Below are 25443 nucleotides of genomic sequence, written 5' to 3'. Positions count from 1 at the left end.
TTACAGCAGCCCTTCCATCAGGTGAACCTTGACTTGCTTCTCTGTAACATCCACATCAAGAACAACATCATCAATAACCGGGAGCAGAATTTCTTTGCCTGCCGGCGTTTTGACAACCCATACATCATTCGCTCCAGGAGTCAAAATCTCAGAGATGGTTCCAAGTGTTTCACCCTCTTCGGTGATGACAGAACACCCAACGATTTGATGGAAGTAGTATTCACCTTCCTCCAGCTCTGCCAGATTCTCTTTTAACACTTTGGCCATGCCGCCTTTAAACTTCTCTACTTCATTAATGTTGCCATACTCTTTCAGACGAAGAATATACATATTCTTATGCAAACGTGCAGATTCCACGTTAACCATGACTGGATGATTATCTGGTGTAAAGAAAAACAACTCTGCATTTTTCGCAAAACGCACTTCCGGGAAATCAGTTAAAGGCATGATTCTCACCTCGCCGCGAATGCCATGCGTATTGACGATTTTACCTACATTCATAAACTCTGCCATACTTTCCTCCTACAATCCATTCATATTGGTACTCATATGTGATGATCTCCCTGCTGCCGTTCCGGTTACGGATCATTTTTCGGATCGCTATTATCCTAACGCTTCTTCAGAATCGATTCCGTGCCCTTCACTACGTCAGCAGATCATCATACTTGACGAGCTATTTCAATCCTATTATTTAAGTTTCAGCATGCACGAAAAGGGGCTAGGACATGCATCCTAACCCCCTTTCGTATATCTTTAAGATATGATATCGACGGTTACCCGTTTATCCATCTTAACTGCTGCTGATGTGACGACCGTACGAAGAGACTTTGCGATTCGTCCCTGTTTACCAATCACTTTCCCAACATCGTCAGGATGAACGGTTAACTCATATACGACAAGCCGATCTTTCTCAACCGTCCGAACCGCCACATCTTCCGGATGATCGACCAAAGCCTTAGCAATTATGCTTACTAATTCTTCCATAGATGACCCTCCGAATCAGCACCTTATTTAGTCAATTTAGACTCGTGGAACTTCTTCATCACGCCCGCTTTGCTCAGCAAGTTGCGGACAGTGTCGGATGCTTGCGCACCGTTTTGAAGCCATTGCAATGCTTTATCTTCATCGATCTTAACAACAGCCGGTTGTTCAACCGGGTTGTAGTAACCGATCTCCTCGATAAAACGACCGTCACGTGGGGAACGGGAATCCGATACCACTACGCGGTAGAAAGGAGCTTTGTGAGCACCCATACGTTTCAGACGAATACGAACTGCCATTTGAAAATTCACCTCCTTCAATGAAATCTGTATATCGTTCAGCTGCCATTGGAATCAACGGAAAGGAAACTTCATTCCTTTGCCCAGACCCTTAAGCTGCTTCATCGCTTTGTTCTTACCGCCTTTAGGTCCCATCATATCTGAGAACTGTTTCATCATGCGGCGCATCTCATCAAACTGCTTGATCAGACGGTTTACTTCGGCCAGGGATGTTCCACTACCTGTAGCAATCCGCTTCCGGCGGCTATGGTTAATCATATCCGGGTTACGTTTCTCCTCCGTCGTCATGGAGTACACGATCGCTTCGATCCGGCCCATCTGTTTATCATCAACCTTCAGGTCCTTGGCTTGTTTCATCTTGCCCATACCAGGAATCATATCCATGATCTGATCGATTGGCCCCAGCTTTTTCACTTGGTCCATTTGCTCCAGGAAATCTTCGAACGTGAATTCTGCATTACGCATCTTCCGTTCCATTTCCTTGGCTTTTTCGGTGTCAATGTTGGACTGTGCCTTCTCAATCAAAGAGAGCATGTCACCCATACCAAGAATACGTGAAGCCATACGCTCTGGATGGAAAGGCTCAAGTGCGTCCAGCTTCTCTCCAAGAGAAGCAAACTTGATCGGACAACCGGTGACTGCTTTAACCGAAAGCGCGGCACCACCACGAGTATCTCCATCAAGCTTAGTCAGAACCACCCCGGTCAGATCAAGCTGCTGGTTAAAGTGTTCTGCCACATTAACTGCATCCTGACCCGTCATGCTGTCTACGACAAGCAGTACTTCATCCGGGTTCACTACGCTGTGAATCTGACGAAGCTCTTCCATCAGTTCTTCATCGACATGCAGACGTCCAGCCGTATCGATAATGACGTAGTCATTACCGTTATCCTTGGCGTGCTGCAGACCCTGACGTGCGATCTCTACAGGGCTTGTCTGATCTCCCAGTGTAAATACTGGCGCTTTGATCTGCTCGCCGAGCACTTGCAACTGCTTGATCGCTGCTGGACGATAAATATCTCCTGCAACAAGTAACGGTCTGCTATTTTGCTTTTGCAGCATCTTGGCCAGTTTACCGGATGTAGTCGTTTTACCCGCACCCTGCAAACCAACCATCATCAGTACCGTAGGCGGTTTGTTGGCTTTGGCCAGTTTCGACTGGCTTCCACCCATCAAATCCGTCAGTTCCTTGTTTACGATGTCGATAATGACCATTCCGGGCGTGAAGCTTTCCATCACTTCTTTGCCGACAGCCTTCTCTTTCACCTTGGCGATGAATTCCTTGACCACTTTGAAGTTTACATCCGCTTCGAGCAATGCCAGACGTACCTCGCGCATAGCTTCGGCAACATCTTCATCAGACACCTTGCCTTTGCCGCGCAGCTTGCTGAACACATTCTGCAATCGGGTCGTTAATCCTTCAAATGCCATGATCCCACCTCCTTAAGCTGTAATACTGTTTTCAGAACCGATACGTTTCGTTCAACTCTTACGAACTACTCTCTGAGCTGTTGAATAATATCGTTTATTTGTTGGTTGTTATCAATGGAAACGCCTGCGCGCTCCAATGCATTTTGCAAATCTTCAAGATTACGGTTGCGCCGTTCGTGCTTCTCCAGCAAGCCAAGCTTGCTTTCGTAATTTTCCAGCACTTGTTCGGCACGCTTGATATGCTCGTATACCGCCTGGCGGCTGATCTCGAACTCGGCTGCAATCTCGCCCAGTGAAAAATCATCATGAAAGTAATACTTTAGAAAAGTCTGCTGCTTCTCGGTAAGCAACCGTTCATAGAAAGCAAACAGCAAGTTAATCCGGTTTGTCTTCTCAAGCCGGTTTTCTTGACTCATAACGGGGCACTCCCTTCGTCAAGGAAAAACACTTTACACTCTTGCAACGTTCCTAATAATACCTAAAACAAATCAGGTTGTCAAGCAAAAATACTTGTCACAATAAAAACGTTCATTTTGCACTCATTTTTCGTGCCTACACGGTTGATCTTAGCCATTCCTATACAGTAGAATACGACCTACTGCATCCTTTATATAGAACAAAAAACGAATGGGCCTCCACAGATGAAGCCGATTCGTTTTACGCTATCTACCGTGTTCTAGCGAAGTGGTGTCAGGTACAGCAGTACCATAAAGAAATGAAGAATACTGCCTGCTAACACAAAGAGATGCCAAATCGCATGGTGATACGGAAATCCACGCCACACATAAAAAAGCGTACCCAGTGTATACATCAGGCCTCCTGCAACCAGCAGCACGATTCCGCCTGTAGGAATGGCAGCCATAAGCGGTTGCCAGGCAATAACGATGAGCCAGCCCATCGCAATATAGAAAATCGTGGACATGAATAGAAACTTTTTCGTAAAAAACGCCTTAAAGATCACGCCGAATAATGCGATTCCCCAGATTACACCGAACAGGGTCCAACCAAGTGTGCCGCGAACAGCAATAAACAAAAGCGGAGTGTACGAACCCGCAATAAACAAATAAATGGAAGAATGGTCGAAAATCTCAAATAAATCTTTCATTTTTCCATCTTTCCATGCATGCACGAGTGTAGAGCTCGTATAGAGCAGCAGCATAGTGATCCCGTAGATCGTGAAACTGACCACATGCCAAGCCGTGCCTTTCATACTCGAAAATACAATCAATAGCACCAGTGCAGCTACACTGAGCGCAGCTCCGATTCCATGAGTCACCGCATTGGCGACTTCCTCACGGCGGGAATAGGTATAGGTATTGGCCATATCAACCGTCCTTTCTAGCCCTTTAGCCTTGCCTTCTTTATTCCCATTATACACGTATTGCCAGTGACATTACACGTGACACTTATCACGTATATCACTGGCAATACGGTTAACGCTATTCATTCATCCTATTTATTAATGGTTCTAGGAACTGGCTTCCTCATCTTCAGCACTTTCAGCTGGCTGTTCCTGGATCAGTCCGGCAAACAACGCATGCACGAATTGCTCTGAGTCGAACGGCTGCAGATCATCAATTTTTTCACCAAGTCCGACCAGCTTCACAGGCAGATCCAACTCCTGACGAATTGCAACAACAATACCACCTTTGGCGGTACCGTCCAGCTTCGTCAGTACAAGTCCGGTTACCCCACTCTTCTCTCCGAAGAGTTTGGCCTGATTCAGTGCATTCTGACCAGTAGTTGCATCCAGCACCATTAATACTTCATGTGGTGCTTCCGGAATTTCACGTTGAATGACACGGTAAATTTTGTTGAGTTCGTCCATCAGGTTCGATTTATTTTGCAGACGGCCCGCAGTATCACAGAGCAATACATCAGCACCCCGCTGTTTCGCAGCCTGCACCGCATCATACATTACAGCGGCAGGGTCAGAACCTGATTGCTGCTTGATGACTTCCACACCGGCACGTTGTCCCCATACTTCGAGTTGCTCAATCGCTCCGGCACGGAACGTATCGCCTGCTGCCATAATGACCTTTTTACCCTGCTGTTTGAAGCGATGGGCCAGCTTACCAATCGTTGTTGTTTTACCCACACCATTAACACCGACAAACAAAATGACCGTAATGCCATCCGGATTCATTTTCAATTCATTATTCTGCTCTCCACGAAGCAAATCCGTCAGTTTCTCGGACAATACAGGCTGTAGTTCAGCCGCATCCTCAATTTTGCGTTTTTTGACTTCATCACGCAGATCTTCAATCAGTTTCATAACCGTATTGACACCTACGTCGGCTCCAATCAGAATTTCTTCTAATTCTTCATAGAATTCCTCGTCGATTTTTTTACGACGGATAACGAGATCCGACACTTTCTCTACAAGACCTTTACGCGTCTTTTCCAACCCGTCCTTGAACTGCTTGGTAACCGACTCTGTTTTGCTTGCAATGCTGTCTCTCAGCTTTTTAAAGAAACTCATAAAGCCCCTCCATCGTGTACATTTCTTAGTTTAAATGATATTAGATGAGTTCATGCGTGACCACCAACTCAAAGATTAGGCAATGACAGCTTCCTCATCTTCCAGTTTAACCGAAACGAGCTTGGATACTCCGCCCTCTTCCATCGTGACACCATACAGCACATCCGCTTCTTCCATTGTGCCTTTGCGATGTGTAACAACGATGAATTGTGTTTGTTCCGAGAACTCACGTAAATACTGGGCAAAACGCACCACGTTGGCTTCATCCAGCGCCGCTTCCACTTCATCCAGTACGCAGAACGGTACAGGCTTAACATGCAGTATAGCGAATAAGAGTGCCATTGCGGTCAACGCTCGTTCCCCACCGGATAATAGCTGCAGGTTTTGCAGCTTTTTGCCTGGTGGCTGGGCGACGATATCAATGCCCGTATCGAGCAAGCGCTCAGGGTCCATCAATACAAGATCCGCGCGTCCTCCGCCAAACAGCTTGGTGAAGACAGTGCCAAACTCCCGGCGAATCGCATCAAATGTTGCCTTGAATCGTTTGGCCATCTCGTCTTCCATTTCTCGAATAACCTGATACAACGTTGTCTTGGCTTCGACCAGGTCATTCTTCTGCGTGCTGAGGAACTCATACCGTTCGTTAACCCGCTGGAATTCCTCGATGGCTCCCAGATTGACATCGCCGAGAGCCGCAATGCTGCGCTTCAGTTTCTGCACCTCAGCCTGTGTGCTCTCCACATCTTCCGGTACTGGATAACGCTCTTTGGCAAGTTCATAGCCGAGCTCATACTCATCCATCAGTTTGCGCAAAATGTTTTCCAACTCGACATCCAGTCTGTTCACGGAAATTTCCGTTTGTCGCATCTGTTCCTCCACAGCTTTCAGCTGTGTGCGCTGTTCCTTCGTTTCACTCTCGGCAAGCTCAAGCTTCTTCGACAGTTCGCTTCGGGCAGCACGCTTGAAGTCCAGCTCCTGTGCGGATTCCGCTTTTTTCAGCTTGTATTGGTTAAGATCTTCAATCTGTTTAACACTTTCAGTCTCTGTTTTCTTCAGATCGGCTTCCATGGAGGCCAGCAACGTACGATTTTGACGAAGCTCCTTCACCAGTGAATCCACTTCGCGCTCCAGACGGCGTAATTGCTCCTCGTTGGAGAATCGCTCCTGATCCAGTTTCCCCTCTCGGACTTTCAGATCAGTGAGCTGAGTCTGCAATTCCTCCTTCGCGGATTCATTCGCTTTACGCGCAAATTCTGCCGCATGAATGGCACGATGGGTCGCCTTCTCTTCTTCCTCAAGCTGCTCCAGCTTCTTCACAGCGACATCACGGGCTGTATCCATCTCTTTGATTTCTTCAGTAAACCCGCTCTTCTCCTGCCCGGCTACGGCAACCTGTTCCAGTACGTGGCGCAGTTCATGCTCAACCTGCTTCATTTCCATTGAAGCCTGCTGTTCTGCATTCCGGGTGTCGTCTCCGGACTGACGCAGCTCGTCCAGCTTATCCTGGCACTGCTCCAGTTGGGCTTTTATATCATCCACACTGCGATGCAGTTTTACGATCTGATTTTCAGTATCCAAAATATCCTGATCCAACTGATCCAGCTGCCGTTTACGGCTGAGCAGACTACCATTTTTCTTGTGCTGGCTACCACCAGTCATGGAACCACCCGCGTTAACCACATCGCCTTCCAGGGTTACGACCCGGAAACGATATTGACAGCGAGCAGCGATCTTATTGGCATCCTCCAGCTTCTCCGCAATAATGACGTTACCGAGCAAGCTTCCAATGATCGCAGCATAACGGGATTCGTATTGTACGAGATCCGCACCAATTCCCACAAAACCATCCATGCCTTCAATCATCGAACGTTCACCCGCGCCAATGGTACGTGCACGAATAACATCCAACGGGAGGAACGTAGCTCTGCCCAATTGGCGTTGTTTCAGAAAAGCGATTGCCTGTCTGGAAACCGATTCATTCTCCATGACAACATGCTGCAGGGAAGCGCCCATCGCTGTCTCTACCGCAAGCTCGATCTTCTCAGGCACTTTAACGAGCTCTGCAACGGCTCCATGAACCCCGTTCAGTGTGCCTTTGCGTGACGCCTTAAGAACTTCTTTGACACCCAGCATAAAACCGTCAAAATCATCCTGCATCTCTTTCATTGTATCGCGACGGGAGACCTGGGCCTCACGCTTCTGCTCCCATTTACGAACAGTTCCCCGGCTTTCTTCAAGCAGCTTCTGCAGCGATTGGAGACGTTCACTTTCCGTAATATATCCACCGCGCAGATCACTGATTTCCTTGCCTAAGCGAACGACTTTCTTCTCAATCTCCGTTTTGCGGGCTTCCAGCGTTTCCTTCTGGCCTTCCCACTTGCCGGATTCCTCAGTCGCGCGATTCATTCGCCGTTCCAGCGTTTCTTTCTGTTGGTCCGCGTAACGAATTTCATTTCGTGTCTGAGCCATCTGATTCATCAGTTCCAGCAAGTTTCCTTTAAGGCTCTCCTCCTGCTGTTGGCTAATACCACCAGTGACACCGATGAGTTTGGCCTCTTCTTCGGACAGACGGTTTCTCACGTCACTCAGTTCAAGCTCAAGCTTGGAAAACTTCTCGCGTAATGCCAGTAACTCAGCTTCACGCTCCCGATGTCTCTCTTCACTCGCTGCAAGCGTCACTTTAAGCTGTTCCTGGTTCGTCTGCAGATGACGCGAACGCTCCTTGAGCAGTTCCCCGAGCCCTTCACTTTTCTCCGTTGCTTCACTGAATTGCAATAAGGCCGATTGCAGCTGTTCGGTCTCCGTTTCCAGCGTTCGCAGTGCATTTCGGTCACTTTCCAGCTTGGCATCATGAGTGGAGACGATGGCGGCCAATCCGACTTCTTCCTGTTTCAACGATTCAAGTCGTTGGTTTGCTTTGCTCCATGAAGCGTGAATTTGTTCGATCTGATATACATACATGGAGATTTCCTGTGATTTCAACTGTCCACGCAATTCTTTGTAGTGGATTGCTTTCTCCGATTGTTCCTTTAACGGACCAATCTGGTCTTCCAACTCGGTCACCAGGTCATGAATACGCAACAAATTCTGTTCCGTCTCATCCAGTTTGCGAGTAGCATCCCGTTTGCGAGATTTATATTTAACAATACCTGATGCCTCTTCAAAGATCCCCCTGCGATCCTCTGAACGGGTACTCAGAATCTCTTCAATTCGTCCCTGTCCAATAATCGAGTAAGCTTCCTTGCCGATCCCGGTATCCATAAACAATTCGGTAATATCCTTCAACCGACACGACTGCTTGTTAATAAAATATTCACTGTCTCCGCTGCGATGTACACGACGCGTCACCGTTACTTCACCAAAATCCAAAGCAAGCGCATGATCTTCATTATCCAGCGTCAACGAAACTTCACCATAATTAACAGCCTTACGTGCATCACTGCCGGCAAAAATGATATCTTCCATTTTGCCACCACGCAGTGATTTGGCGCTTTGTTCTCCAAGAACCCAGCGTATGCCGTCTGAAATGTTACTTTTTCCACTTCCGTTCGGGCCCACAACAGCGGTTATGCCACGAACGAATTCCATTTCCGTTTTGTCGGCGAATGACTTGAATCCACCCAGTTCAATCCGTTTCAAAAACATAGGGTTTCCCGTCACCTCCTCTTGCAAATTTCAATTGTTGCATTCAGCGCCTAGTTATCGAACAGGAAAAGAATATCCTGATCCTCCTTACAAAAAAAAGAGCAAAAAGCAGTCCGGCCGATAAATTCCGCCAGGCGGACCCGCGGGCTGCTCTTTGCTCTTCGTTTGTCTATGCGCTTACGGTAAAGCTCAGGCTTCCGGAAGCTTCAGTCGATCCAGTGCTGCGGATGCAGCCTGTTGCTCGGCTTCCTTTTTGGAACGTCCTGTACCTCTGCCAAGCCGTTCTTGACCCATATGGACCTCGGAGACAAACTCCCGTTCATGGGCAGGGCCCCGTTCCTCAACAATACGGTATTCCAGAGCTCCCATATTGTGATGCTGAGTGAGTTCCTGCAATTCCGTTTTGTAATCGCTCATTTGCAGCTTGCTGCCCAGAACAATTAACGGAAATACATGCTGATCCAGAAATGTCCGGACAGGCGCCAATCCCTGATCCAGATATAATGCACCGATGAAAGATTCAAACACATCCGCTAGCAAAGCCGGTCTAGTTCGTCCTCCCGTCAGTTCCTCACCTTTACCAAGAAGTACATACTGCCCAAAACCCAACGCTTCAGCAAATTTGACGAGGGAAGGCTCGCAGACAATGGATGCCCGCAGCTTAGTTAATTCACCTTCCGGCCGGTTAGGAAACAAGTGATACAAGTATTCCGACACAGTCAGTTCCAGTACCGCATCGCCCAGAAACTCCAGACGCTCGTTATCCTGATGCTGACTGAACCGGTGTTCGTTTACATAAGAAGCATGGGTAAACGCTTGTTTTAAAAGCTGCCTGTTGTCAAATTTGATTTGAAGTTTGTGTTGTAACTGCTTCAGATCTTCACTCAAACGAACTAGCCCCTTATGCTTCAAATTTTTTGAGAATAATGGTGGCATTGTGACCGCCGAACCCAAATGAATTGGACATGGCAATATTGACCTTAGTTTGACGTGGAACGTTTGGAACATAATCCAGATCACATTCCGGGTCCTGATTTTCCAGGTTGATTGTTGGAGCAAGCGTCTGATGTGTCAGCGACAATCCGCAGATTACGGCTTCCACGCCACCAGCAGCACCAAGCATATGACCTGTCATCGATTTGGTTGAACTCACCGCAAGCTTGTACGCATGATCACCAAACGCTTTTTTGATCGCAAGCGTTTCGGATCTGTCACCTACAGGTGTTGATGTACCGTGTGCATTGATATAGTCCACTTCTTCTGGTTCGATTCCCGCATTACGCAGAGCCATCTTCATGCAACGAGCTGCTCCGTCCGGATCAGGCTCCGTCATGTGATGTGCATCGCCAGTGAGACCGTAACCAATCACTTCGCCATAAATACGAGCACCACGTTTTTGAGCATGCTCAAGGGATTCAAGGATCAGAACACCCGCGCCCTCCCCCATAACAAAACCGTCACGCTCTGTATCAAAAGGACGGCTCGACTTCGCCGGATCATCATTACGTGTAGACATGGCACGCATTGCACAGAACCCAGCCAGACCAGTTGGTCTAATGGTTGCTTCCGCACCGCCACAAATCATCGCATCCGCATCACCGTTGGCAATCAGCTTGAAGGAATCTCCAATGGAGTGTGTTCCTGTAGCACATGCGGTTACCACGTTGATGTTAGGACCTTTCGCCCCGAGAGAAATCGACATTTGGCCAGAAGCCATGTTGGAGATCATCATCGGAATGAAAAATGGGCTTACGCGTTTAGGACCTTTTTGCAGCAATGCATTATGCTGGTCCTCCCAAGTACCCAATCCACCGATACCCGATCCGATGGACACACCGAAACGCTCTGCATCAATGTTCTCGTCAATTTTCAGACCACTGTCTTCAACGGCTTTGAAACCAGCTGCCACAGCGAACTGAACAAAACGGTCCATTTTACGTGCATCTTTGCGATCCATGTATTCTTCAGGGTTGAAATCCTTGATCTCGGCTGCAATTTGAGTGGTGTATTCACTTACATCAAACGCCTCAATCTGAGAGATTCCGGACTTGCCTGCCATTAAACTGCCCCAGAACGTTTCCAAATCTTTTCCGAGCGATGTCATTACGCCCATTCCGGTAATTACAACTCTTTGTTTCAAACCGACTCACCTCTATATCGACTGCATTACGCAATTATTTTGTGGGAATATCCGCAAGCAGACGTCTAGCCAAGCAGGACCCGAAGATCCGTTTGACCAGCGCCGCTTGCGGAATGAGAAAAACCAATGAATGATGAGAAGTCCCGCCTGTTCGAAAACAGGTGCGGGACTGAATTGACTTTAGGTATGAGATTGTATGTAGTTTACAACTTCACCTACGGTCGTAATTTTTTCTGCATCTTCATCAGAGATTTCCAAATCGAATTCATCTTCCAATTCCATGACCAATTCCACTACATCCAAAGAATCAGCACCCAAATCTTCTTTGAAAGATGCTTCAAGTGTAACTTCAGCTTCGTCTGCGCCCAAGCGGTCGACGACGATGCGTTTTACACGCTCCAATACATCGGACATCCGGTTCACCTCCTCCTTGGTATTATACGAGAATCGCAGGCAAAATGCCATAGAAGACATATGCGGCTCCCGGCCGGGGAACCCGGCCTTTTTCCGGCATTTCGGATCGTCCAGCGCCTGTTCCCCGACTATTGTTCAAGTCCGGGAAGAATTACATGTACATGCCACCATCAACATGCAGTGTCTGCCCTGTCATATAAGATGAAGCTTCTGAAGCCAGGAACGTGACAACACCGGCAATTTCATCCGTCTGGCCCAGACGGGACAACGGAATACCGTTCAACATGTTGTCCACGATCTCCTGGGACAATTCCTTCGTCATATCGGTCTCAATAAATCCGGGTGCAACGCAGTTAACTGTGATGCCGCGGGAGGCAAGCTCACGTGCAGATGCCTTCGTCAAACCGATGACCCCTGCCTTGGCAGCAACATAGTTTGCTTGTCCAGCATTTCCGAGCACACCCACAACAGAGGAGATATTGATAATTCTACCAGACCGTTGCTTCATCATTGGACGCGTAACCGCCTTAAGACAGTTAAACACTCCTTTGAGATTGGTTTCGATTACCTGATCAAATTCCTCTTCTTTCATACGCATGATCAGATTATCACGGGTAATTCCAGCATTGTTGACAAGAATATCAACGTTGCCCCACGCCTCAATCGTAGCTTTGACCATTTGTTCGGCTTCGTCCATCTGGCCCACATTCGCTTGAATCGTAATGGCCTCGACACCTTTGGCACGAATCGCTTCCGCTACTTCCTCAGCTGCCGCTTGACTGCCCGCATAATTCACGGCCACGTTGGCGCCAGCCTCAGCCAAAGCGAGTGCAATACTACGCCCGATACCACGGGATGCACCGGTAACGAGCGCATGTTTACCTTGTAATGGTTTAGACATAATCATTCCTCCTTTCCCCAAATCTAATCATGGTTAATCAAATTAGTGCAGCTGCTGTTGCTTCGAGCGTCTCAAGACTGTTTACATTGTACAGTTTAACGGTTTTATCTGTTTTTTTAATCAAACCTGTTAGCACACTGCCAGAGCCAATCTCGATAAAGGTATCCACACCTTGCTCAATAAGCCATGTCACACTGTCTTCCCATAAAACCGGAGAATAGACCTGAGCTGTCAATAAATCCTGAACCTTACCGTCCTCCACAGGTCTTGCAGTCACATTCGCGACTACAGGGACCGACCCAGGTGAGAACGAAACAGTTTTCAATTTCTCAGCCAGCTTCTCTGCTGCATCCTTCATTAAGGAAGAATGGAACGGACCGCTTACTTCAAGTGTGATGGCGCGTTTGCCGCCTGCTTCCTTAACCCGTTCAGCGACAGCAGCTACCCCTTCCTTCACACCGGAAATCACGATTTGTCCCGGGCAGTTGATGTTGGCAAGTTCAACGGCATGACCACTTTCGGATACGTCCCGGCAAAGCACCCCCAGCGCTTCCCGATCCGCACCCAATACCGCAGCCATCGCACCCTGTCCACCAGGAACAGCCTGTTCCATGTATTGACCGCGTGCCCGCACAATGCTTACCGCGTCCGCGAACGAAAGAACGCCCGCCGCGACCAGTGCACTGTATTCACCCAGACTATGGCCGGCCGTATAATCAGGCTGAATTCCTTTTTCTTTAAATGCCTCAAGCAATGCAATACTTGCTGTCAACAGAGCCGGCTGCGTATTTGATGTCTGTTTCAACTCGGTCTCTGGTCCCTCAAAAACAAGATTGCTCAGCGAGAAACCCAGCGTTTCATCGGCTGTGCGAAAAATCTCTGTTGCCGCAGGCACAGACTCATACGCGTCCTTGGCCATGCCCACAGTCTGCGATCCCTGTCCGGGAAATACAAATGCTATTTTACCCATCCAATCCATCTCTCCCAGCTGTCTAGTTTACCAAACGAGTACCGATGCGCCCCATGTCAATCCGCCGCCGAACCCAACCATAAGCACGGTATCTCCGGCTTTCATGCGGCCTTCTTCAGCAGCTTCTACCAAAGCAAGCGGAATGGAGGCTGCAGATGTATTGGCGTATTTATCCACGTTGACTACAACTTTCTCTTCAGGAAGCTCAAGCCGCTGCATTGCAGATTGGATAATCCGGATATTGGCTTGATGAGGAACAAACAGATCCACGTCCGTACGTTCCAGACCAGCCTTGCGCAGCACTTCGACTGTCGCTGTACCCATCACCCGTACTGCAAATTTAAACACTTCACGGCCATTCATGTAAATGTAATGTTTTTTGTTCTCAACCGTTTCTACCGATGCAGGCAGACGTGAACCCCCGCCCTCCATTTGAAGCAGGCTTCCGCCCGCACCTTCAGCTCCGAGATCGAATGATTTAAATCCACGGCCTTCCGGCACTTCACCAACGATAACCGCACCCGCGCCATCGCCAAACAGCACACAGGTATTACGGTCGGTATAGTCCGTAATGCGAGACAAGCAATCTGCACCAATAACAAGCGCATTATTGTACATGCCGCTTTGTATAAAGCTCGTTGCTGTTGCCAGACCGTATACAAAGCCGGAGCAGGCAGCAGACAAGTCAAATGCCGCAGCGCCCTTGGCACCAAGCTTATCTTGCAAAATACAAGCAGTAGAAGGGAAGGAAGAATCCGGTGTAATGGTTGCCACAATAATCAGATCCAGATCACTGCCAGTCATGCCAGCAGACTCAAGTGCTTTGATAGCTGCCTCGTATGCCAGATCCGAAGTCGCCTGATCCGGTGCAGCGATATGACGCTCCTTGATCCCTGTACGACTGACAATCCACTCATCATTCGTATCAACCATTTTCTCCAAATCGCTGTTTGTCAAAATTTTCTCTGGTACATATTTACCTGTACCGATGACCCCTACCGGGCGCAAATTATTCATGTCGTCACTCACTTCCCACTAATTTCCTTAGATATGCTCTCCACCAGTTGGTTCTGTACTGCAATCCGTGCTTGGCGCACAGCATTTTTGATGGCATTGCCATCAGCCGATCCATGACTTTTCACCACAAGTCTGCTCAAACCGAGGAGCGGCGCACCGCCATGCTCGGTATAATCCAGCTTTCGTTTCAAACCGCGCAGTTCAGGCATAAGCACAGCAGCAGCCAGTTTGCTTTTGAGCGACGATGAGAATTGTTCCTTAAGCAGAGCAAAAATGGCACCTGCTGTGCCTTCGAGCGATTTGAGCAATATATTTCCGGCAAACCCATCACATACAAGTACATCACACGCACCTGTAAGCACGTCACGGGCTTCCACGTTACCAACAAAACGAATTGGAAGTTGCTCCAGCAACGGATAGGCATGTTTGGTCAACTCATTCCCCTTACCCGGCTCCGTTCCCACATTGAGCAGACCCACTCTTGGTGACGCGATCCCCTGCACTTTTTGCCGATACAAGCTTCCCATCAGACCATACTGTGCGAGGTGTTCCGGTTTGGCATCCATATTCGCGCCGAGATCAAGTGCAAGTACACCCACATCATCGATCGTGGGAATCATGGGTGCAAGCGCCGGGCGCTCAATGCCTTCCATACGGCCTACTACAAGCAAGCCGGCAGTCATCAATGCTCCGGTATTGCCCGCTGAGATCATGGCGTCTGCTTCACCTTCCTTAAGCATACGCCCCGCAACCACCATGGAGGCATCCTTCTTGCGACGGACTGCCTTCACCGGTTCATCATCCGAACCGATGACTTCGGAAGCATGCCGAATAGTCAGATTAGCAGGTTTGGCTCCTGACTGACTCAGAAGAGGTTCCAGCTTGGCTTCATCGCCGACCAGGACGATCTGTGTATCCGCCCATTCCGTAGCCGCGGCGATCGCACCTTCTACTGTTGCCGCAGGGGCATTATCGCCTCCCATGGCATCAATGACGATTTTCATCCCAAATGACCTCCTTCTACGCTGTCTTCTCCACCTGAACGGTAGATTACAAAGTTGCCTTGAAACACCATTTCTTCACCCACATAAGTGAACACTTCCACTTTGGCTTTGCCCTTTTGACCCGAGATCGATCGCACATAAGCCTTCGCAATACATTTCTCAGACAAATGGACCGAACGGACAAAACGAATGTCTGCGGAAGCCGTCAAAGCTATCTCGTCGTTAATAACGGCTACAGCCAACGAGTTGGCCTGTGCAAAAACATAGTGTCCCCTTGCAATGCCCGTTCTCGAGAATACGTGCTCTTCCTTAATCTCAAACAAGGATATCCCGCTTTTGTCCAGTTGCAGATCCACAATATCACCGATAATCTCATGCAGGGGCAAGGAGCGCACCTGATCATAGGAACGCTCCGCCATCAGTTTCATCCGTTCCCGAAGCTCGGGAATCCCAAGCTCCAGTCTGTCGAGACGAATCGTCTGAATACTTACCTTCAATTGGCGTGTAAGTTCCTGATCCGTCACAAACGGGTTGTCTTCGATCATTTTGGTTAACTGCTGCTGCCTCTGTCTCTTCGGTACACGTTCGATGCCTGACACCCCCCGCTGTATCGTTTAAGGAACCACCTAATCCGGTCAGTTCAATATATTCTTTCACATTGCTTCTATAGTTGCATCCCTGTTCAGCAGGGGCGTTCTCACACGAATCATGGTTCATGTTTATGTAACGTCAAATCTTAGAACCTGGTACTAAACTATAGTATATCTCATCCCGTGTCAAAAAGAAAGGCTGGCAGAGCAAAAACAATCCTGCCTTGCAAAGCCCGGCTTCACAGCCCCAAACACAACCTGTAACGAGCCTTACTAAAATAGTAAAAACGTATATTGAACTTTATTCAAGAAGATAGAATACAGGTAGAAGTAGTCGTTCTTGTGATGTTATAGTTTAAAAAAAGTAGCACCTCATCGAAATGAAGTGCTACTTAATGTCTAGCTATTATTGAGAGATGATCTCTCTTGCTTTGTACGTTCCGCACACTTTGCACACGTGGTGACTAAGTTTAAGTTCGCCACATTGTTCACATTTCACCATGCCCGGTACAGCCAATTTAAAGTGAGTGCGACGTTTGTCGCGACGCGTCTTGGACGTTCTCCGTTGAGGTACTGCCATTATTCCCACCTCCTTATCAAAATCAACCTTTGCAGGTAGTTGTTACGTTCGATTTTCACTCATGCTCATTTAAAAAAATCCTTGAGCCCTGCAAGCCGCGGATCGATAACTTGGTTATCACAACCGCAGTCACCTTCGTTCAGCTCATGGCCACACTTGGGGCATAACCCTTTGCATGTATCGCTGCATAGCGGTATAAACGGAAGATCCAGCAGAAAAGCTTCCTCGGCATAACCTTTCAGATCAACGCTCTCTCCATCCACGTAGAAAGTATCATCGTCTTCGGGCAATTCCTCTGGCTGTTTCCCCTGCTTGAATTGCTCATGAAAATCAATATGAAAATGTTCATTAATCGGCTTAAGACATCGGGAGCATAACATGTCCACTCCTACTGTCAGTTTGCCATGAACATCCACAACGTCGCCCTCTCTGTGTTCTGCAGATAAATCCGCAGTCAGCGGGGTAACGGCTGTGATATCCTGTCGGTTAGAAACCAGTTCCTTGATATCCCACTGTTCATTGAACTGCAGGGGTCGGTCACTGGTAGCCACTTTGCGAAATGGCATTAACATTTCCCATCACTCCAAACGAAACCAATCTCATAATGTAAGTTAAACGCCTTACGACAGTTATACAGGTCAAGCCTGACTCTTGCAACACATCATATTCCTGACTGTATGTATTCTGACGATTCCTCGTTAAAAGTATTATGAAATTGACTTAACAAACAAAAATCATTATACCGATTTTTCAAGACGTTTGTCAACACTTTTAACTTTACACCCTTTTTGAAAATGACTCACCTAATCCGCATTCGATCTCTGAACCATTATAGGCTTACTGTAAGTTAAACTACAAGTCATGCATTTTGAGGGTGGGTTCGGGCTATATCGACCAGCAGGAATCTTTTCTTTTGCGGTGTATACATTGCGATATGATTTGAACAAAGGTATACCCATGTCCTATTATGGAACAAGATGAGCTCGTATATAATCGGGCTAGGAGTGAATGATTAAACCGCCATTGAATATTTACCGAAAGGAGCGCGTTCTCATATGAAAGCCGTTGGCGTCATTGTTGAATATAACCCTTTACATAACGGACATGTCTATCATCTAAGTGAAGCCAGACGGCTCAGTGGAGCAAACGTTGTTGTGGCTGTGATGAGCGGCCCTTTCCTCCAGCGCGGCGAACCCGCCATCGTGGGTAAAAGGGCCCGCACGGAGATGGCGCTCCATGCTGGCGCCGATCTGGTGATTGAACTGCCGGTTGCCTATGCTGTACAACCGGCCGAGTGGTTCGCCTTTGGTGCGGTGTCACTGCTGCACCGCACAGGCGTGGTGGACTCGCTCTGCTTTGGCAGCGAGTCCGGCGACCTGGACAGCCTGCAGCGCATTGCGCGCGTGCTGGCTGTGGAGCCCGCAGGGCTGCGCGAGGATATCGCGCGCCGCCTGCGGGAAGGCGCCAGCTACCCCGCCGCATACGCAGGTGCGGCGGCAGCGCTGGCGCCTGGCGGCGTCGATGCGAACGACGCCGCTGCACTGCTGGGGCAGCCCAACAATTCGCTTGGGCTGCATTACCTGATCGCGCTGCAACGGCTGGGCAGCGCGATCAAGCCCTTTACGGCGGCGCGTACCGGTGCCGCGTATCATGAGGCGACGCCCGGACCGGGGGCGATCGCCAGTGCAACCGCCGTCCGCCGCCTGCTGATGGCAGACGGGCCCGAAGCCGCCGCGCCATACGTGCCGGCGGCAACTCTTGCCATTCTGCAGCGCGAATGGCAGGAAGGGCGCGCTCCCGTGCACTGGGAGCGCTTTGCACAGCCGCTGCTGCACATCGCGGCCACACGCCGTGCCTCCGAGCTGGAGCAGATCGCCGAGGTCACGGAAGGACTCGAACACAGGCTGAGCCGCACGCTCGCTCAGCTCCCGGAGCCTTCAGTCGAGGCGTTGCTGAATACACTCAAGACGAAACGCTACACCCGCACAAAGCTACAGCGCATGCTGACCCATATCCTGCTGAATCATACCAAGGCCGAATGTTCGCCCGAGAAGCTTGCTGAAGGGCCAGCATATCTTCGAGTGCTTGGGTTCAATGCACAAGGACAGGGCCTTTTGAAACAAATGAAAAAGACGGCTTCTCTGCCCGTTCTTCTGAAACCATCAACCTTTGTCCATAACCAGTTGGAGCTGGATGTACAAGCACAGGCAGCATATGCACTCGCCTGCAAACACACCAATACACGCATGATGTACAGCGACTACTATGACCCTCCTGTGAGGCTCTAACCCTACGTTCAGTCCTATCCTTAGCAGGCTCAACATAAACGATTTTTGAATTCCTCACACTATTTTATTTGGATCAACTTGTACGTTTTTTGCCTGGTGCGTGCCCAAGCTTGTATCTGGATTGATCCAATCCTGATCTGCGGGTATAAGCTTGTTCAAACTCTGTTGATCATGCGTTGTTTAATATCAATTACCCAAAACAAAATCCCCCTACTGCATACCGATTCGGCATCGTTGCAATAGGGGGATTTGACATTATTCTACTATTCTTTATTCAAGGCATACTGCTCACTAATGATAATTGTTTTAGGATTTAACAGACAAGGTTTTCAGATAAGCCAGCGCATCATCCACTGTGCTGACAGGAATGAGTTTCATTTTGGTACCAATCTGTTCAGCCTTGGCTTCGGCTTCTTTATAATTGTCCTTCGGCACAAAGAAAAACTCCGCTTCTTTCCGGTCCGCCGCAACAATTTTGTGCACAACGCCACCGATTGCACCAACCACACCTTCTTTGTTAATGGTGCCTGTGCCAGCAATCCGGTGCCCTTTCGTCAAATCTCCAGGAGTCAACTGATTATAAATCTCCAGGGTGAACATCAGTCCGGCAGAGGGGCCACCAACCTGAGTATCCGTGAAGGATATCTGTTTATCCGGATCTTCTGCTTTCACCTTCTGAACCGCTCCGATCATGACACCCAGTGCCGGGCGAACTTCACCGGTTTTGCTATCTTTCACTTCAATCAATTGAACGTCGCGGCTGATGGTCTCTCCGCCTCGCTCCAATTGCATCTCAACCGTATCCCCGACCTTTTTGTTCTTTAACTGCTCAGACAACACCGTATTGTCTGGAGTTGCCGTTCCGTCCACACCCAAAATAATATCTCCGGGCTCAATATCTCCCTTAGGCTTTGGATCTTCGGACAGCCCGAATACAAAAATATGCTCAGGAACAATGGAGTATTTCACTCCCGCCTGCTCATAAGCCGCCTCCATGGCCGAGGATTGTGAATCACTCATGAACCAGACCTGTTCGGCAGAATATTCCGCTTCGCTTTTGCCGCGCAGCCGATCTTCTTTTTTATCCACTTGGGCATTTCGATTAAACAAGGAGGTTCCTAGCAAAAACACATTGGCGTATGTTGCCGACACTGTCGTCATCATAAACACACCGCGTTCTTCCTTATCCCCCTCTTTCACGGTAACCATGGGTTTTACCTCATCGGCACTGCCAGGCATATAAATGATATATGGCGTTGGCATATATACCGCAACATAGACGACTAGAGCCACCACGATCACAAAGATCGAAGCTCTGAATCCGCCAGATTTCCGAATCCGATTCATTGCTTGAGCCCCCGTTCTTTGCGTATCTTTCAATAATTATAAGTCTAACACTCTCATGCTTTTGCATACAATGGTACAGGCCGGATAGGCCGCTGTTTACAGTAGCTTATCCGGTCAAGGCCGAAGCGTCTACGGACGTCTTTCGGCCGTCCACAACTAATCCTGGCCGAGTGTATGCGGCACGATCCATATGAGGTGAAACAATGACAATGCAGAGCGAAGTTACGGGCTCAGGGCCGTTACAAACGGTACTTATGAGTACCGGCGCTTTAATGCTGGTAATTGCAGTAGTTGTATCTCCAAAAGATGCATTTGATGCCTCTATTCAAGGTTTGGACATTTGGTGGAAAATCATCTTTCCGGCCATGCTTCCATTCCTGATGTTATCCCAAATGCTGACTGCGTTCGGCTTTACTCACGCGCTCGGTGTCTTGCTTGGGCCATTGATGCAGCGCTGGTTCCGTCTGCCGGGCAAAGCCGGACTGGCTATTGCTGTCGGCATGTGCGGCGGCTTTCCGGCTGGAGCAGATACCGCCTCCCGCCTAGTGCAGGATCAACAAATTACCGCCAAACAGGCGGGCATTGTCGCTGCAGCATCTCATTTCGCCAATCCATTGATGATTATACTTGTCATTGGTGCAGCTTTTCTACACCAGCCTGTGGCCGGATATTTCCTTTTGATCGTTCACTGGGTTAGTGGCTGGATGGCCACCATGATCGGAGTACGACTCCTGCCCAAAGAATCAAAAGGGGAAAAACAATCAACTGCAAACCCTTCTTCGTCCAAACGACAGAGCCTATGGTCCCAGATGATGCTTGCAGCCCGTGCAGCCCAGGAACGTGACGGACGCGGGTTCGGCAAATTGCTTGGTGACACCGTCTCCCAAGCTGTACAAACCTTAATGATGACGGGAGGATATATGATTGTGTTTGCCGTGTTTGTTCGGCTGCTCACCCTCTATATCACCCCCGGTGCTTCAGTTGCTTTTTGGCCCTCCCTGCTGGAGCACCATCTGGGAACGTATCACCTGAGTCAGAGCCCATTAACGCCTGTTCTGCTCATGTCTTTGCTTGCAGCCGTCCTCGGCTGGGGAGGTCTATGCTCTCATCTGCAAGTTTCCGCCGTGCTGAAAGCTGCGGGACTTGCCGCAACGTCCATGATGTATTTTGCTGGAATCCGTCTGCTTCATGCATTGGTTGCAGTTTTCCTCAGTTTGCTGCTATGGCTGCCATTCAGCCGTTACAGCTCAGAAGTCTTGCCCACGTTTCAGACCAATCCAGGCAATGGTTGGGCACCATTCTTAACCAATCAATCTCTGGTAGGCATGAACACCTCCGACATTATCGAAGTCTTTTGGAGTGGTTTCCCTGCTGCCTGTATCGGTCTGGCATTGCTGCTCACCGTCATGATCAGCCTGTCCGGGCTGACTTTCTGGTTTAACCGCCGGTTTTCTCGCTAATTTTCTGACGCAGCGCAGCTTCCACTTCAGGTGAGACCAGATCGGTGACATCTCCGTGGTAGTGGGCAATTTCCTTGACGATGCTGGAGCTCAGGTACGAATATTTCGGATTGGTCATCATAAAAATGGTTTCCGCATCCGGATTTAACTTGCTGTTCGTCGAAGCCAGCTGAAGCTCATACTCAAAATCCGTCACCGAGCGGATACCGCGGACGATGACCTGAGCATCTTTTTGCCTTACATAATTTGCTGTCAGATCACGGAAGCTATCCACTTCCACATTAGGCAGGTAACTCGTGACTTCTGAAATAAGACTTTTCCGTTCTTCCACCGTAAACAGTGGGTTTTTACTCATATTATTCAATACAGCCACGATGACGCGATCAAACTGCTTCGACGCGCGGGCAATAATGTCCAGATGGCCCATCGTTACGGGATCAAAACTCCCTGGATATACGGCAATTCGTTCCTGACGATGTATCATTTCACTCATGAGGAGCCTCCTCTTCCGCTGTGCTAGGTTGTCCATCTTCTGTTGCTGCAGCAGGTGCATAATGATAGATGGATACAGCTGTCTCCCCATACAATGCCTTGCGCGTTTGTTCAAACGGGCCGAATTGCTCAGGGTAATTATATTTGGATTCATATTCAAGCACGATGGTCGCTTCCGGTTCAAGCAAGCCCAGCTCGTGCATCGTAAGCATTAACTCGTCCCCATTTTTCATACGGTAGGGCGGGTCCAGAAATACGAGATCAAATTGTGTGCTTCGCTTGGCGAGCGCCTTCAATGCACGACTGGCATCATTCCGGTATATGGCCGCCTGATCTTCCAGCTTGGTTGCCTTCAGATTTGCACGAATCACTTCAATACTTTTCGATTCCAAGTCAACAAAAACAGCCTTGTCCATGCCGCGGCTCAGCGCCTCAATCCCGAGACCTCCACTGCCTGCAAACAGATCCAATGCTGTACCGCCCTCAAAATAAGGGCCAATCATACTAAACAACGCTTCCTTCACCTTGTCGGTGGTCGGCCGCGTTCCTGTGCCAGGAACAGCCTTCAGCGGTCTGCCTTTCGCACTCCCAGATACCACTCTCACTGATGAGTCACCTTTTCTCTCTATGTAAGTTTATTGATAAAGCTATCGTACCACAATCGGGTTCAGTTTGAAAAATAGTCCGTCTGCTTTCTCGCCGAAATATTGTTGACGAATTGTTGACGCATATGTATAAAAAGGAAACTTTCCGGCCATCCTGTAATTATCGACATCACAAGTGTCGTAGACAACCGCGGAGAAGACTTACGTTTCCCCATAAGCTCTTCGTCCGGTTTCTCCTCTCCCATGAAAGATAGGCCCTCGAAAGAGGGCCTATTTTTGTTGTTGGAACGTTGGTTGCTGATCATTTCCTGAATCATTTAATATGATCTACTTTTTTACGAACTGGAATCCACACTTCAGTGATGAAATCTTGCTGCTGATCATCAACCCATTCATATTTCTCGATACATGGTCCTTCCGCTTGTTCAAAACTCGTTGACGGAAACCACTCGGTGTAGATACGTTTCCAGATATTCATTATACTTAAATCAATTTCGACATCTTCAGTCATCGTCCCGCGACTGTCAAAGACCGCATAGATTTGACCAGGTACATGAAGAACGGTAAATCCATCAGGGACCTGAATACCATCTGGCACTTCTGCTCCCATTAAATAACGTTTTGAACCATCCTCATCAAAGTCAAAATGATAACCATACAGCAATGCGCCAGCATGTCTCCCTAAAAGCTTGTTAATCTGATCATGAGTACCATCTTTCCAAATTTCCTCCACAAATACAGGTATCTCTTTGTACGCATCCTTATGGACGATAACACTTTTTCCACATACAGTAGAGCCTTTTTCCTCAACCATTCGATAATTCATCTCTGTTTCCCCTCTAACCTGAATTTGAAAGGAGATTCGAGGGAAAGCTTTAAGTTTCACATTCATTTTCTTGGCTTCAAGCGGTGTTACCCCGTGCATTCTTTGAAATGCTTTCGTAAAAGCCGCCGGGCTGTCATAACCGTACTTCAGCGCAGCATCAATGACTTTACAATTCGTTCCCACTAAATCCTGTGCCGCAAGCGTAAGCCTCCTATTTCTCACGTATTGGGTCACGGTAACACCAGTTACTGCATGAAACATTCGTTGAAAATGGTATTTCGAACTCATAGCTGCCTTAGCAATGTCCTCAATCTCAATCGGCAAGTGCAGATGTTGTTCCACGTAATCAATGGACTGGCCAAGCAGTTTAAACATCTCCAGAAACTCTCATCTCCTTTCTCCTACAGTGTAAAAGAACCCCTGAATATCTTCTTGTTTAGGAATGCTCCAATTTGTCTATTCGTACAGCCAAGAGATTAACTCTCATATGTATTCGTTGCATTGTTCCATTTTGAAGATCGGAAGAACGAGAAGAGGAACTCCCCAGTCACATACCTCATGGGTAGCTGTGCGTTTCATTCTCGCCCGATTTCCACAATACAGATATTCACGATCCATACTTCTCCTTGAACTCAGCCAGCTCAGCTTCCTCTTCTATCAGTAACCATCCAATCTCCTTGAGCCAAACACCCATATCTGTAATAAATTCCTCAGTATTCAAATGCGCTATCTTGTACTTCTTTATCTTTTCACTCAAAAAAGTATAAAACGCATGGCTTAAGGCATGTCGCTGTTTGCTTACGCTCCAGGTCTTGTACTGGTCTTCACTCACCGTTTGATCAAAATAGATGACCTTCTCCGCCTTCACATGCCTGACGCTGGATTTACGTCCATAATCGTCAGGCAGGCAGCGGAATACAAAGTACAATTCAATATCACACAGAGCATACTTGTCGGCAGCTCTTTCAAAAACGGGCTGTAATTCATCCGATAGCTCCGCAACCTTGGTCAGCCCTGAAGTATCTGTTGTTTTGCCCAGAATCATAGCGTGCCCTCCTTATTCACTGCAAAGAAGCTGATTCCCGTTTAATGCGCTCTCTGTGCTTTCTATTCGAAATCCGCATATTCATTAATGGTATGATAAGGAAGACAGCAGCCAAGATCGTAGAAGATGACCACGATTTAATGCTATAAAATACAATAAATATCAAAGCAAGCCAAGTCATAATTTCTAAAATTTCGTATTTCGTCAACGTTACTTTAAACCCTTTTTTGGATATCAAACGGATTAAAAAATAAGCAAGCAAACTATAAAAAGCAAACATGCCGAGCAAAGCAAGAGCAACCAAGAAAATCATCATTCTGTATCACTCAATTCTCATTTTTTCCTTAATTTTACTATAGAAGTAGAGATATGTCTCCTCAAGTTGGTTGGCCTTGCTCTGGACCGCCCGAACACTCGTCACTTTCATCTATCTCTCAACCCTCTGCAAGCCTTTACTTCTCTTCCGTCACTACCGTTGCATTATAGATCACAATACGTTTGCCGTTCAGGTCAAACAGCACCTTGTTTCCATACTCGGTATCCTGCACATCGATCTTGCCTTCATAGGTCTGGATCAGCTCACCTGAGCTGCTGTACACCTTCACTACACGCTCCAGCCCTCCGGCATTATTGGATCTCATCGTTTTGAGTGCGCGCTCACCAGAAGCTGTATTGAAATACCAGATAAATGATCCAACAATAATGCCCAGAACGGCCAGCACCGTCAGCCACATCCCTGTTTTTGCTTTTCTGCTCATCCTGTCCCCCTCCTTCACCTCTTTGTTTCTGTACATTACGAGAACGAAGCGAGTACGGTTTCAATCATGCATATGCTCAGCTGCTCTGATTCACTCTTCTACACTCTCCGTTATGCAAAATAAAACAAAACAGAGGCCCTCATCATCGAGGAACCTCTGCTTCGGCTT

The 25443-nt window shown here is 48.2% G+C and carries 26 protein-coding genes; 2 read left to right on the top strand and 24 right to left on the bottom strand.

Annotation, left to right across the window (positions count from 1 at the left end; translation table 11 throughout):
• The 18 genes from rimM to BMY78_RS06815 all read right to left on the bottom strand — a co-directional run bounded on the left by rimM (nucleotide 1) and on the right by BMY78_RS06815 (nucleotide 17026).
• Complete coding sequence (gene rimM / locus BMY78_RS06900; RefSeq protein WP_063564660.1) at nucleotides 1–513, bottom strand: ribosome maturation factor RimM; 513 nt, start codon at nucleotides 511–513, stop codon at nucleotides 1–3.
• A 240-nt stretch (nucleotides 514–753) separates the two neighbouring features.
• Nucleotides 754–984: a KH domain-containing protein gene (locus BMY78_RS06895; protein WP_024630185.1), complete on the bottom strand. Its 231-nt coding sequence runs from the start codon at nucleotides 982–984 to the stop codon at nucleotides 754–756.
• A gap of 23 nt (nucleotides 985–1007) precedes the next feature.
• The gene (gene rpsP, locus BMY78_RS06890; RefSeq protein WP_024630184.1) at nucleotides 1008–1280 is read right to left on the bottom strand and encodes a 30S ribosomal protein S16; all 273 of its coding nucleotides are present in this window, start codon (nucleotides 1278–1280) and stop codon (nucleotides 1008–1010) included.
• Nucleotides 1281–1334: 54 nt separating this feature from the next.
• Complete coding sequence (ffh, locus tag BMY78_RS06885; protein WP_024630183.1) at nucleotides 1335–2711, bottom strand: signal recognition particle protein; 1377 nt, start codon at nucleotides 2709–2711, stop codon at nucleotides 1335–1337.
• 65 nt (nucleotides 2712–2776) lie between these two features.
• On the bottom strand, nucleotides 2777–3127 hold the full coding sequence (locus BMY78_RS06880) for a putative DNA-binding protein (protein ID WP_076289483.1): 351 nt from the start codon (nucleotides 3125–3127) through the stop codon (nucleotides 2777–2779).
• 260 nt (nucleotides 3128–3387) lie between these two features.
• The gene (locus BMY78_RS06875; protein WP_090895901.1) at nucleotides 3388–4035 is read right to left on the bottom strand and encodes a PAQR family membrane homeostasis protein TrhA; all 648 of its coding nucleotides are present in this window, start codon (nucleotides 4033–4035) and stop codon (nucleotides 3388–3390) included.
• A gap of 144 nt (nucleotides 4036–4179) precedes the next feature.
• Complete coding sequence (gene ftsY / locus BMY78_RS06870) at nucleotides 4180–5193, bottom strand: signal recognition particle-docking protein FtsY (RefSeq protein WP_090895899.1); 1014 nt, start codon at nucleotides 5191–5193, stop codon at nucleotides 4180–4182.
• Between the two features lie 75 nt (nucleotides 5194–5268).
• Entirely contained in the window at nucleotides 5269–8838 is a 3570-nt protein-coding gene (smc, locus tag BMY78_RS06865; protein WP_090895897.1) for a chromosome segregation protein SMC, read from the bottom strand.
• A 189-nt stretch (nucleotides 8839–9027) separates the two neighbouring features.
• A complete protein-coding gene (gene rnc, locus BMY78_RS06860; RefSeq protein ID WP_024630178.1) occupies nucleotides 9028–9726 on the bottom strand; it encodes a ribonuclease III in 699 nt (232 codons plus the stop codon).
• Between the two features lie 13 nt (nucleotides 9727–9739).
• Nucleotides 9740–10978: a beta-ketoacyl-ACP synthase II gene (gene fabF, locus BMY78_RS06855; RefSeq protein ID WP_024630177.1), complete on the bottom strand. Its 1239-nt coding sequence runs from the start codon at nucleotides 10976–10978 to the stop codon at nucleotides 9740–9742.
• Nucleotides 10979–11158: 180 nt separating this feature from the next.
• A complete protein-coding gene (gene acpP, locus BMY78_RS06850; protein ID WP_024630176.1) occupies nucleotides 11159–11392 on the bottom strand; it encodes an acyl carrier protein in 234 nt (77 codons plus the stop codon).
• Nucleotides 11393–11543: 151 nt separating this feature from the next.
• Entirely contained in the window at nucleotides 11544–12293 is a 750-nt protein-coding gene (gene fabG, locus BMY78_RS06845; protein ID WP_090895894.1) for a 3-oxoacyl-[acyl-carrier-protein] reductase, read from the bottom strand.
• Between the two features lie 37 nt (nucleotides 12294–12330).
• Nucleotides 12331–13263, bottom strand: a complete 933-nt coding sequence (gene fabD / locus BMY78_RS06840; protein WP_090895892.1) for an ACP S-malonyltransferase — start codon at nucleotides 13261–13263, stop codon at nucleotides 12331–12333.
• A 27-nt stretch (nucleotides 13264–13290) separates the two neighbouring features.
• Complete coding sequence (locus tag BMY78_RS06835; protein WP_062322268.1) at nucleotides 13291–14280, bottom strand: beta-ketoacyl-ACP synthase III; 990 nt, start codon at nucleotides 14278–14280, stop codon at nucleotides 13291–13293.
• An 8-nt stretch (nucleotides 14281–14288) separates the two neighbouring features.
• Nucleotides 14289–15284, bottom strand: a complete 996-nt coding sequence (gene plsX, locus BMY78_RS06830) for a phosphate acyltransferase PlsX (RefSeq protein WP_064639094.1) — start codon at nucleotides 15282–15284, stop codon at nucleotides 14289–14291.
• Complete coding sequence (gene fapR, locus BMY78_RS06825) at nucleotides 15281–15829, bottom strand: transcription factor FapR (protein WP_205525006.1); 549 nt, start codon at nucleotides 15827–15829, stop codon at nucleotides 15281–15283. The genes plsX and fapR overlap by 4 nt, the downstream gene beginning before the upstream one ends.
• Nucleotides 15830–16280: 451 nt before the next feature.
• Nucleotides 16281–16454, bottom strand: coding sequence for a 50S ribosomal protein L32 (gene rpmF / locus BMY78_RS06820; RefSeq protein WP_017689233.1), 174 nt, complete (start codon nucleotides 16452–16454; stop codon nucleotides 16281–16283).
• A 65-nt stretch (nucleotides 16455–16519) separates the two neighbouring features.
• A complete protein-coding gene (locus tag BMY78_RS06815) occupies nucleotides 16520–17026 on the bottom strand; it encodes a YceD family protein (RefSeq protein ID WP_090895887.1) in 507 nt (168 codons plus the stop codon).
• 483 nt (nucleotides 17027–17509) lie between these two features.
• Between BMY78_RS06815 and BMY78_RS06810 the strand changes: the two genes are divergently transcribed.
• Nucleotides 17510–18742 carry a nucleotidyltransferase gene (locus BMY78_RS06810; RefSeq protein ID WP_090895884.1) on the top strand — a complete coding sequence of 411 codons (1233 nt, stop codon included), beginning with the start codon at nucleotides 17510–17512 and terminating at the stop codon, nucleotides 18740–18742.
• 306 nt (nucleotides 18743–19048) lie between these two features.
• Here the strand turns inward: BMY78_RS06810 and BMY78_RS06805 are convergent, their stop codons facing one another.
• Nucleotides 19049–20089 (bottom strand): SepM family pheromone-processing serine protease, encoded by a 1041-nt coding sequence (locus tag BMY78_RS06805; RefSeq protein WP_090895881.1) that lies wholly within the window; start codon nucleotides 20087–20089, stop codon nucleotides 19049–19051.
• Between the two features lie 203 nt (nucleotides 20090–20292).
• Here BMY78_RS06805 and BMY78_RS06800 point away from each other — a divergent pair, with 203 nt between their 5' ends.
• Nucleotides 20293–21549 (top strand): nucleoside recognition domain-containing protein, encoded by a 1257-nt coding sequence (locus BMY78_RS06800; RefSeq protein WP_090895879.1) that lies wholly within the window; start codon nucleotides 20293–20295, stop codon nucleotides 21547–21549.
• Here the strand turns inward: BMY78_RS06800 and coaD are convergent.
• The 5 genes from coaD to BMY78_RS06765 all read right to left on the bottom strand — a co-directional run bounded on the left by coaD (nucleotide 21527) and on the right by BMY78_RS06765 (nucleotide 25275).
• On the bottom strand, nucleotides 21527–22033 hold the full coding sequence (gene coaD / locus BMY78_RS06795) for a pantetheine-phosphate adenylyltransferase (protein ID WP_090902131.1): 507 nt from the start codon (nucleotides 22031–22033) through the stop codon (nucleotides 21527–21529). The two genes, BMY78_RS06800 and coaD, sit on opposite strands and share 23 nt — an antisense overlap.
• A 1-nt stretch (nucleotide 22034) precedes the next feature.
• Nucleotides 22035–22646: a 16S rRNA (guanine(966)-N(2))-methyltransferase RsmD gene (gene rsmD / locus BMY78_RS06790; RefSeq protein WP_090895876.1), complete on the bottom strand. Its 612-nt coding sequence runs from the start codon at nucleotides 22644–22646 to the stop codon at nucleotides 22035–22037.
• A gap of 313 nt (nucleotides 22647–22959) precedes the next feature.
• Complete coding sequence (locus BMY78_RS06780) at nucleotides 22960–23796, bottom strand: AraC family transcriptional regulator (RefSeq protein ID WP_256221977.1); 837 nt, start codon at nucleotides 23794–23796, stop codon at nucleotides 22960–22962.
• A gap of 283 nt (nucleotides 23797–24079) precedes the next feature.
• A complete protein-coding gene (locus tag BMY78_RS06775; RefSeq protein WP_090895869.1) occupies nucleotides 24080–24517 on the bottom strand; it encodes a hypothetical protein in 438 nt (145 codons plus the stop codon).
• A 452-nt stretch (nucleotides 24518–24969) separates the two neighbouring features.
• Nucleotides 24970–25275 (bottom strand): hypothetical protein, encoded by a 306-nt coding sequence (locus BMY78_RS06765; RefSeq protein ID WP_090895865.1) that lies wholly within the window; start codon nucleotides 25273–25275, stop codon nucleotides 24970–24972.
• Nucleotides 25276–25443 lie beyond the last annotated feature (168 nt).

The sequence above is a fragment of the Paenibacillus sp. OK076 genome (assembly GCF_900110055.1).
Lineage (GTDB): Bacteria > Bacillota > Bacilli > Paenibacillales > Paenibacillaceae > Paenibacillus.
Note: the sequence above shows the minus strand (reverse complement) of the source record. Positions and strands in the feature narration are given on the sequence as shown.

Excerpts from the sequence above, each read along its gene's own strand:
- rimM (WP_063564660.1), bottom strand. The coding sequence starts at position 513 with ATGGCAGAGTTTATGAATGTAGGTAAAATCGTCAATACGCATGGCATT.
- BMY78_RS06895 (WP_024630185.1), bottom strand. The coding sequence starts at position 984 with ATGGAAGAATTAGTAAGCATAATTGCTAAGGCTTTGGTCGATCATCCG.
- rpsP (WP_024630184.1), bottom strand. The coding sequence starts at position 1,280 with ATGGCAGTTCGTATTCGTCTGAAACGTATGGGTGCTCACAAAGCTCCT.
- ffh (WP_024630183.1), bottom strand. The coding sequence starts at position 2,711 with ATGGCATTTGAAGGATTAACGACCCGATTGCAGAATGTGTTCAGCAAG.
- BMY78_RS06880 (WP_076289483.1), bottom strand. The coding sequence starts at position 3,127 with ATGAGTCAAGAAAACCGGCTTGAGAAGACAAACCGGATTAACTTGCTG.
- BMY78_RS06875 (WP_090895901.1), bottom strand. The coding sequence starts at position 4,035 with ATGGCCAATACCTATACCTATTCCCGCCGTGAGGAAGTCGCCAATGCG.
- ftsY (WP_090895899.1), bottom strand. The coding sequence starts at position 5,193 with ATGAGTTTCTTTAAAAAGCTGAGAGACAGCATTGCAAGCAAAACAGAG.
- smc (WP_090895897.1), bottom strand. The coding sequence starts at position 8,838 with ATGTTTTTGAAACGGATTGAACTGGGTGGATTCAAGTCATTCGCCGAC.
- acpP (WP_024630176.1), bottom strand. The coding sequence starts at position 11,392 with ATGTCCGATGTATTGGAGCGTGTAAAACGCATCGTCGTCGACCGCTTG.
- fabG (WP_090895894.1), bottom strand. The coding sequence starts at position 12,293 with ATGTCTAAACCATTACAAGGTAAACATGCGCTCGTTACCGGTGCATCC.
- fabD (WP_090895892.1), bottom strand. The coding sequence starts at position 13,263 with ATGGGTAAAATAGCATTTGTATTTCCCGGACAGGGATCGCAGACTGTG.
- BMY78_RS06835 (WP_062322268.1), bottom strand. The coding sequence starts at position 14,280 with ATGAATAATTTGCGCCCGGTAGGGGTCATCGGTACAGGTAAATATGTA.
- plsX (WP_064639094.1), bottom strand. The coding sequence starts at position 15,284 with ATGAAAATCGTCATTGATGCCATGGGAGGCGATAATGCCCCTGCGGCA.
- fapR (WP_205525006.1), bottom strand. The coding sequence starts at position 15,829 with ATGATCGAAGACAACCCGTTTGTGACGGATCAGGAACTTACACGCCAA.
- rpmF (WP_017689233.1), bottom strand. The coding sequence starts at position 16,454 with ATGGCAGTACCTCAACGGAGAACGTCCAAGACGCGTCGCGACAAACGT.
- BMY78_RS06815 (WP_090895887.1), bottom strand. The coding sequence starts at position 17,026 with ATGTTAATGCCATTTCGCAAAGTGGCTACCAGTGACCGACCCCTGCAG.
- BMY78_RS06810 (WP_090895884.1), top strand. The coding sequence starts at position 17,510 with ATGAAAGCCGTTGGCGTCATTGTTGAATATAACCCTTTACATAACGGA.
- BMY78_RS06805 (WP_090895881.1), bottom strand. The coding sequence starts at position 20,089 with ATGAATCGGATTCGGAAATCTGGCGGATTCAGAGCTTCGATCTTTGTG.
- BMY78_RS06800 (WP_090895879.1), top strand. The coding sequence starts at position 20,293 with ATGACAATGCAGAGCGAAGTTACGGGCTCAGGGCCGTTACAAACGGTA.
- coaD (WP_090902131.1), bottom strand. The coding sequence starts at position 22,033 with ATGATACATCGTCAGGAACGAATTGCCGTATATCCAGGGAGTTTTGAT.
- BMY78_RS06775 (WP_090895869.1), bottom strand. The coding sequence starts at position 24,517 with ATGATTCTGGGCAAAACAACAGATACTTCAGGGCTGACCAAGGTTGCG.
- BMY78_RS06765 (WP_090895865.1), bottom strand. The coding sequence starts at position 25,275 with ATGAGCAGAAAAGCAAAAACAGGGATGTGGCTGACGGTGCTGGCCGTT.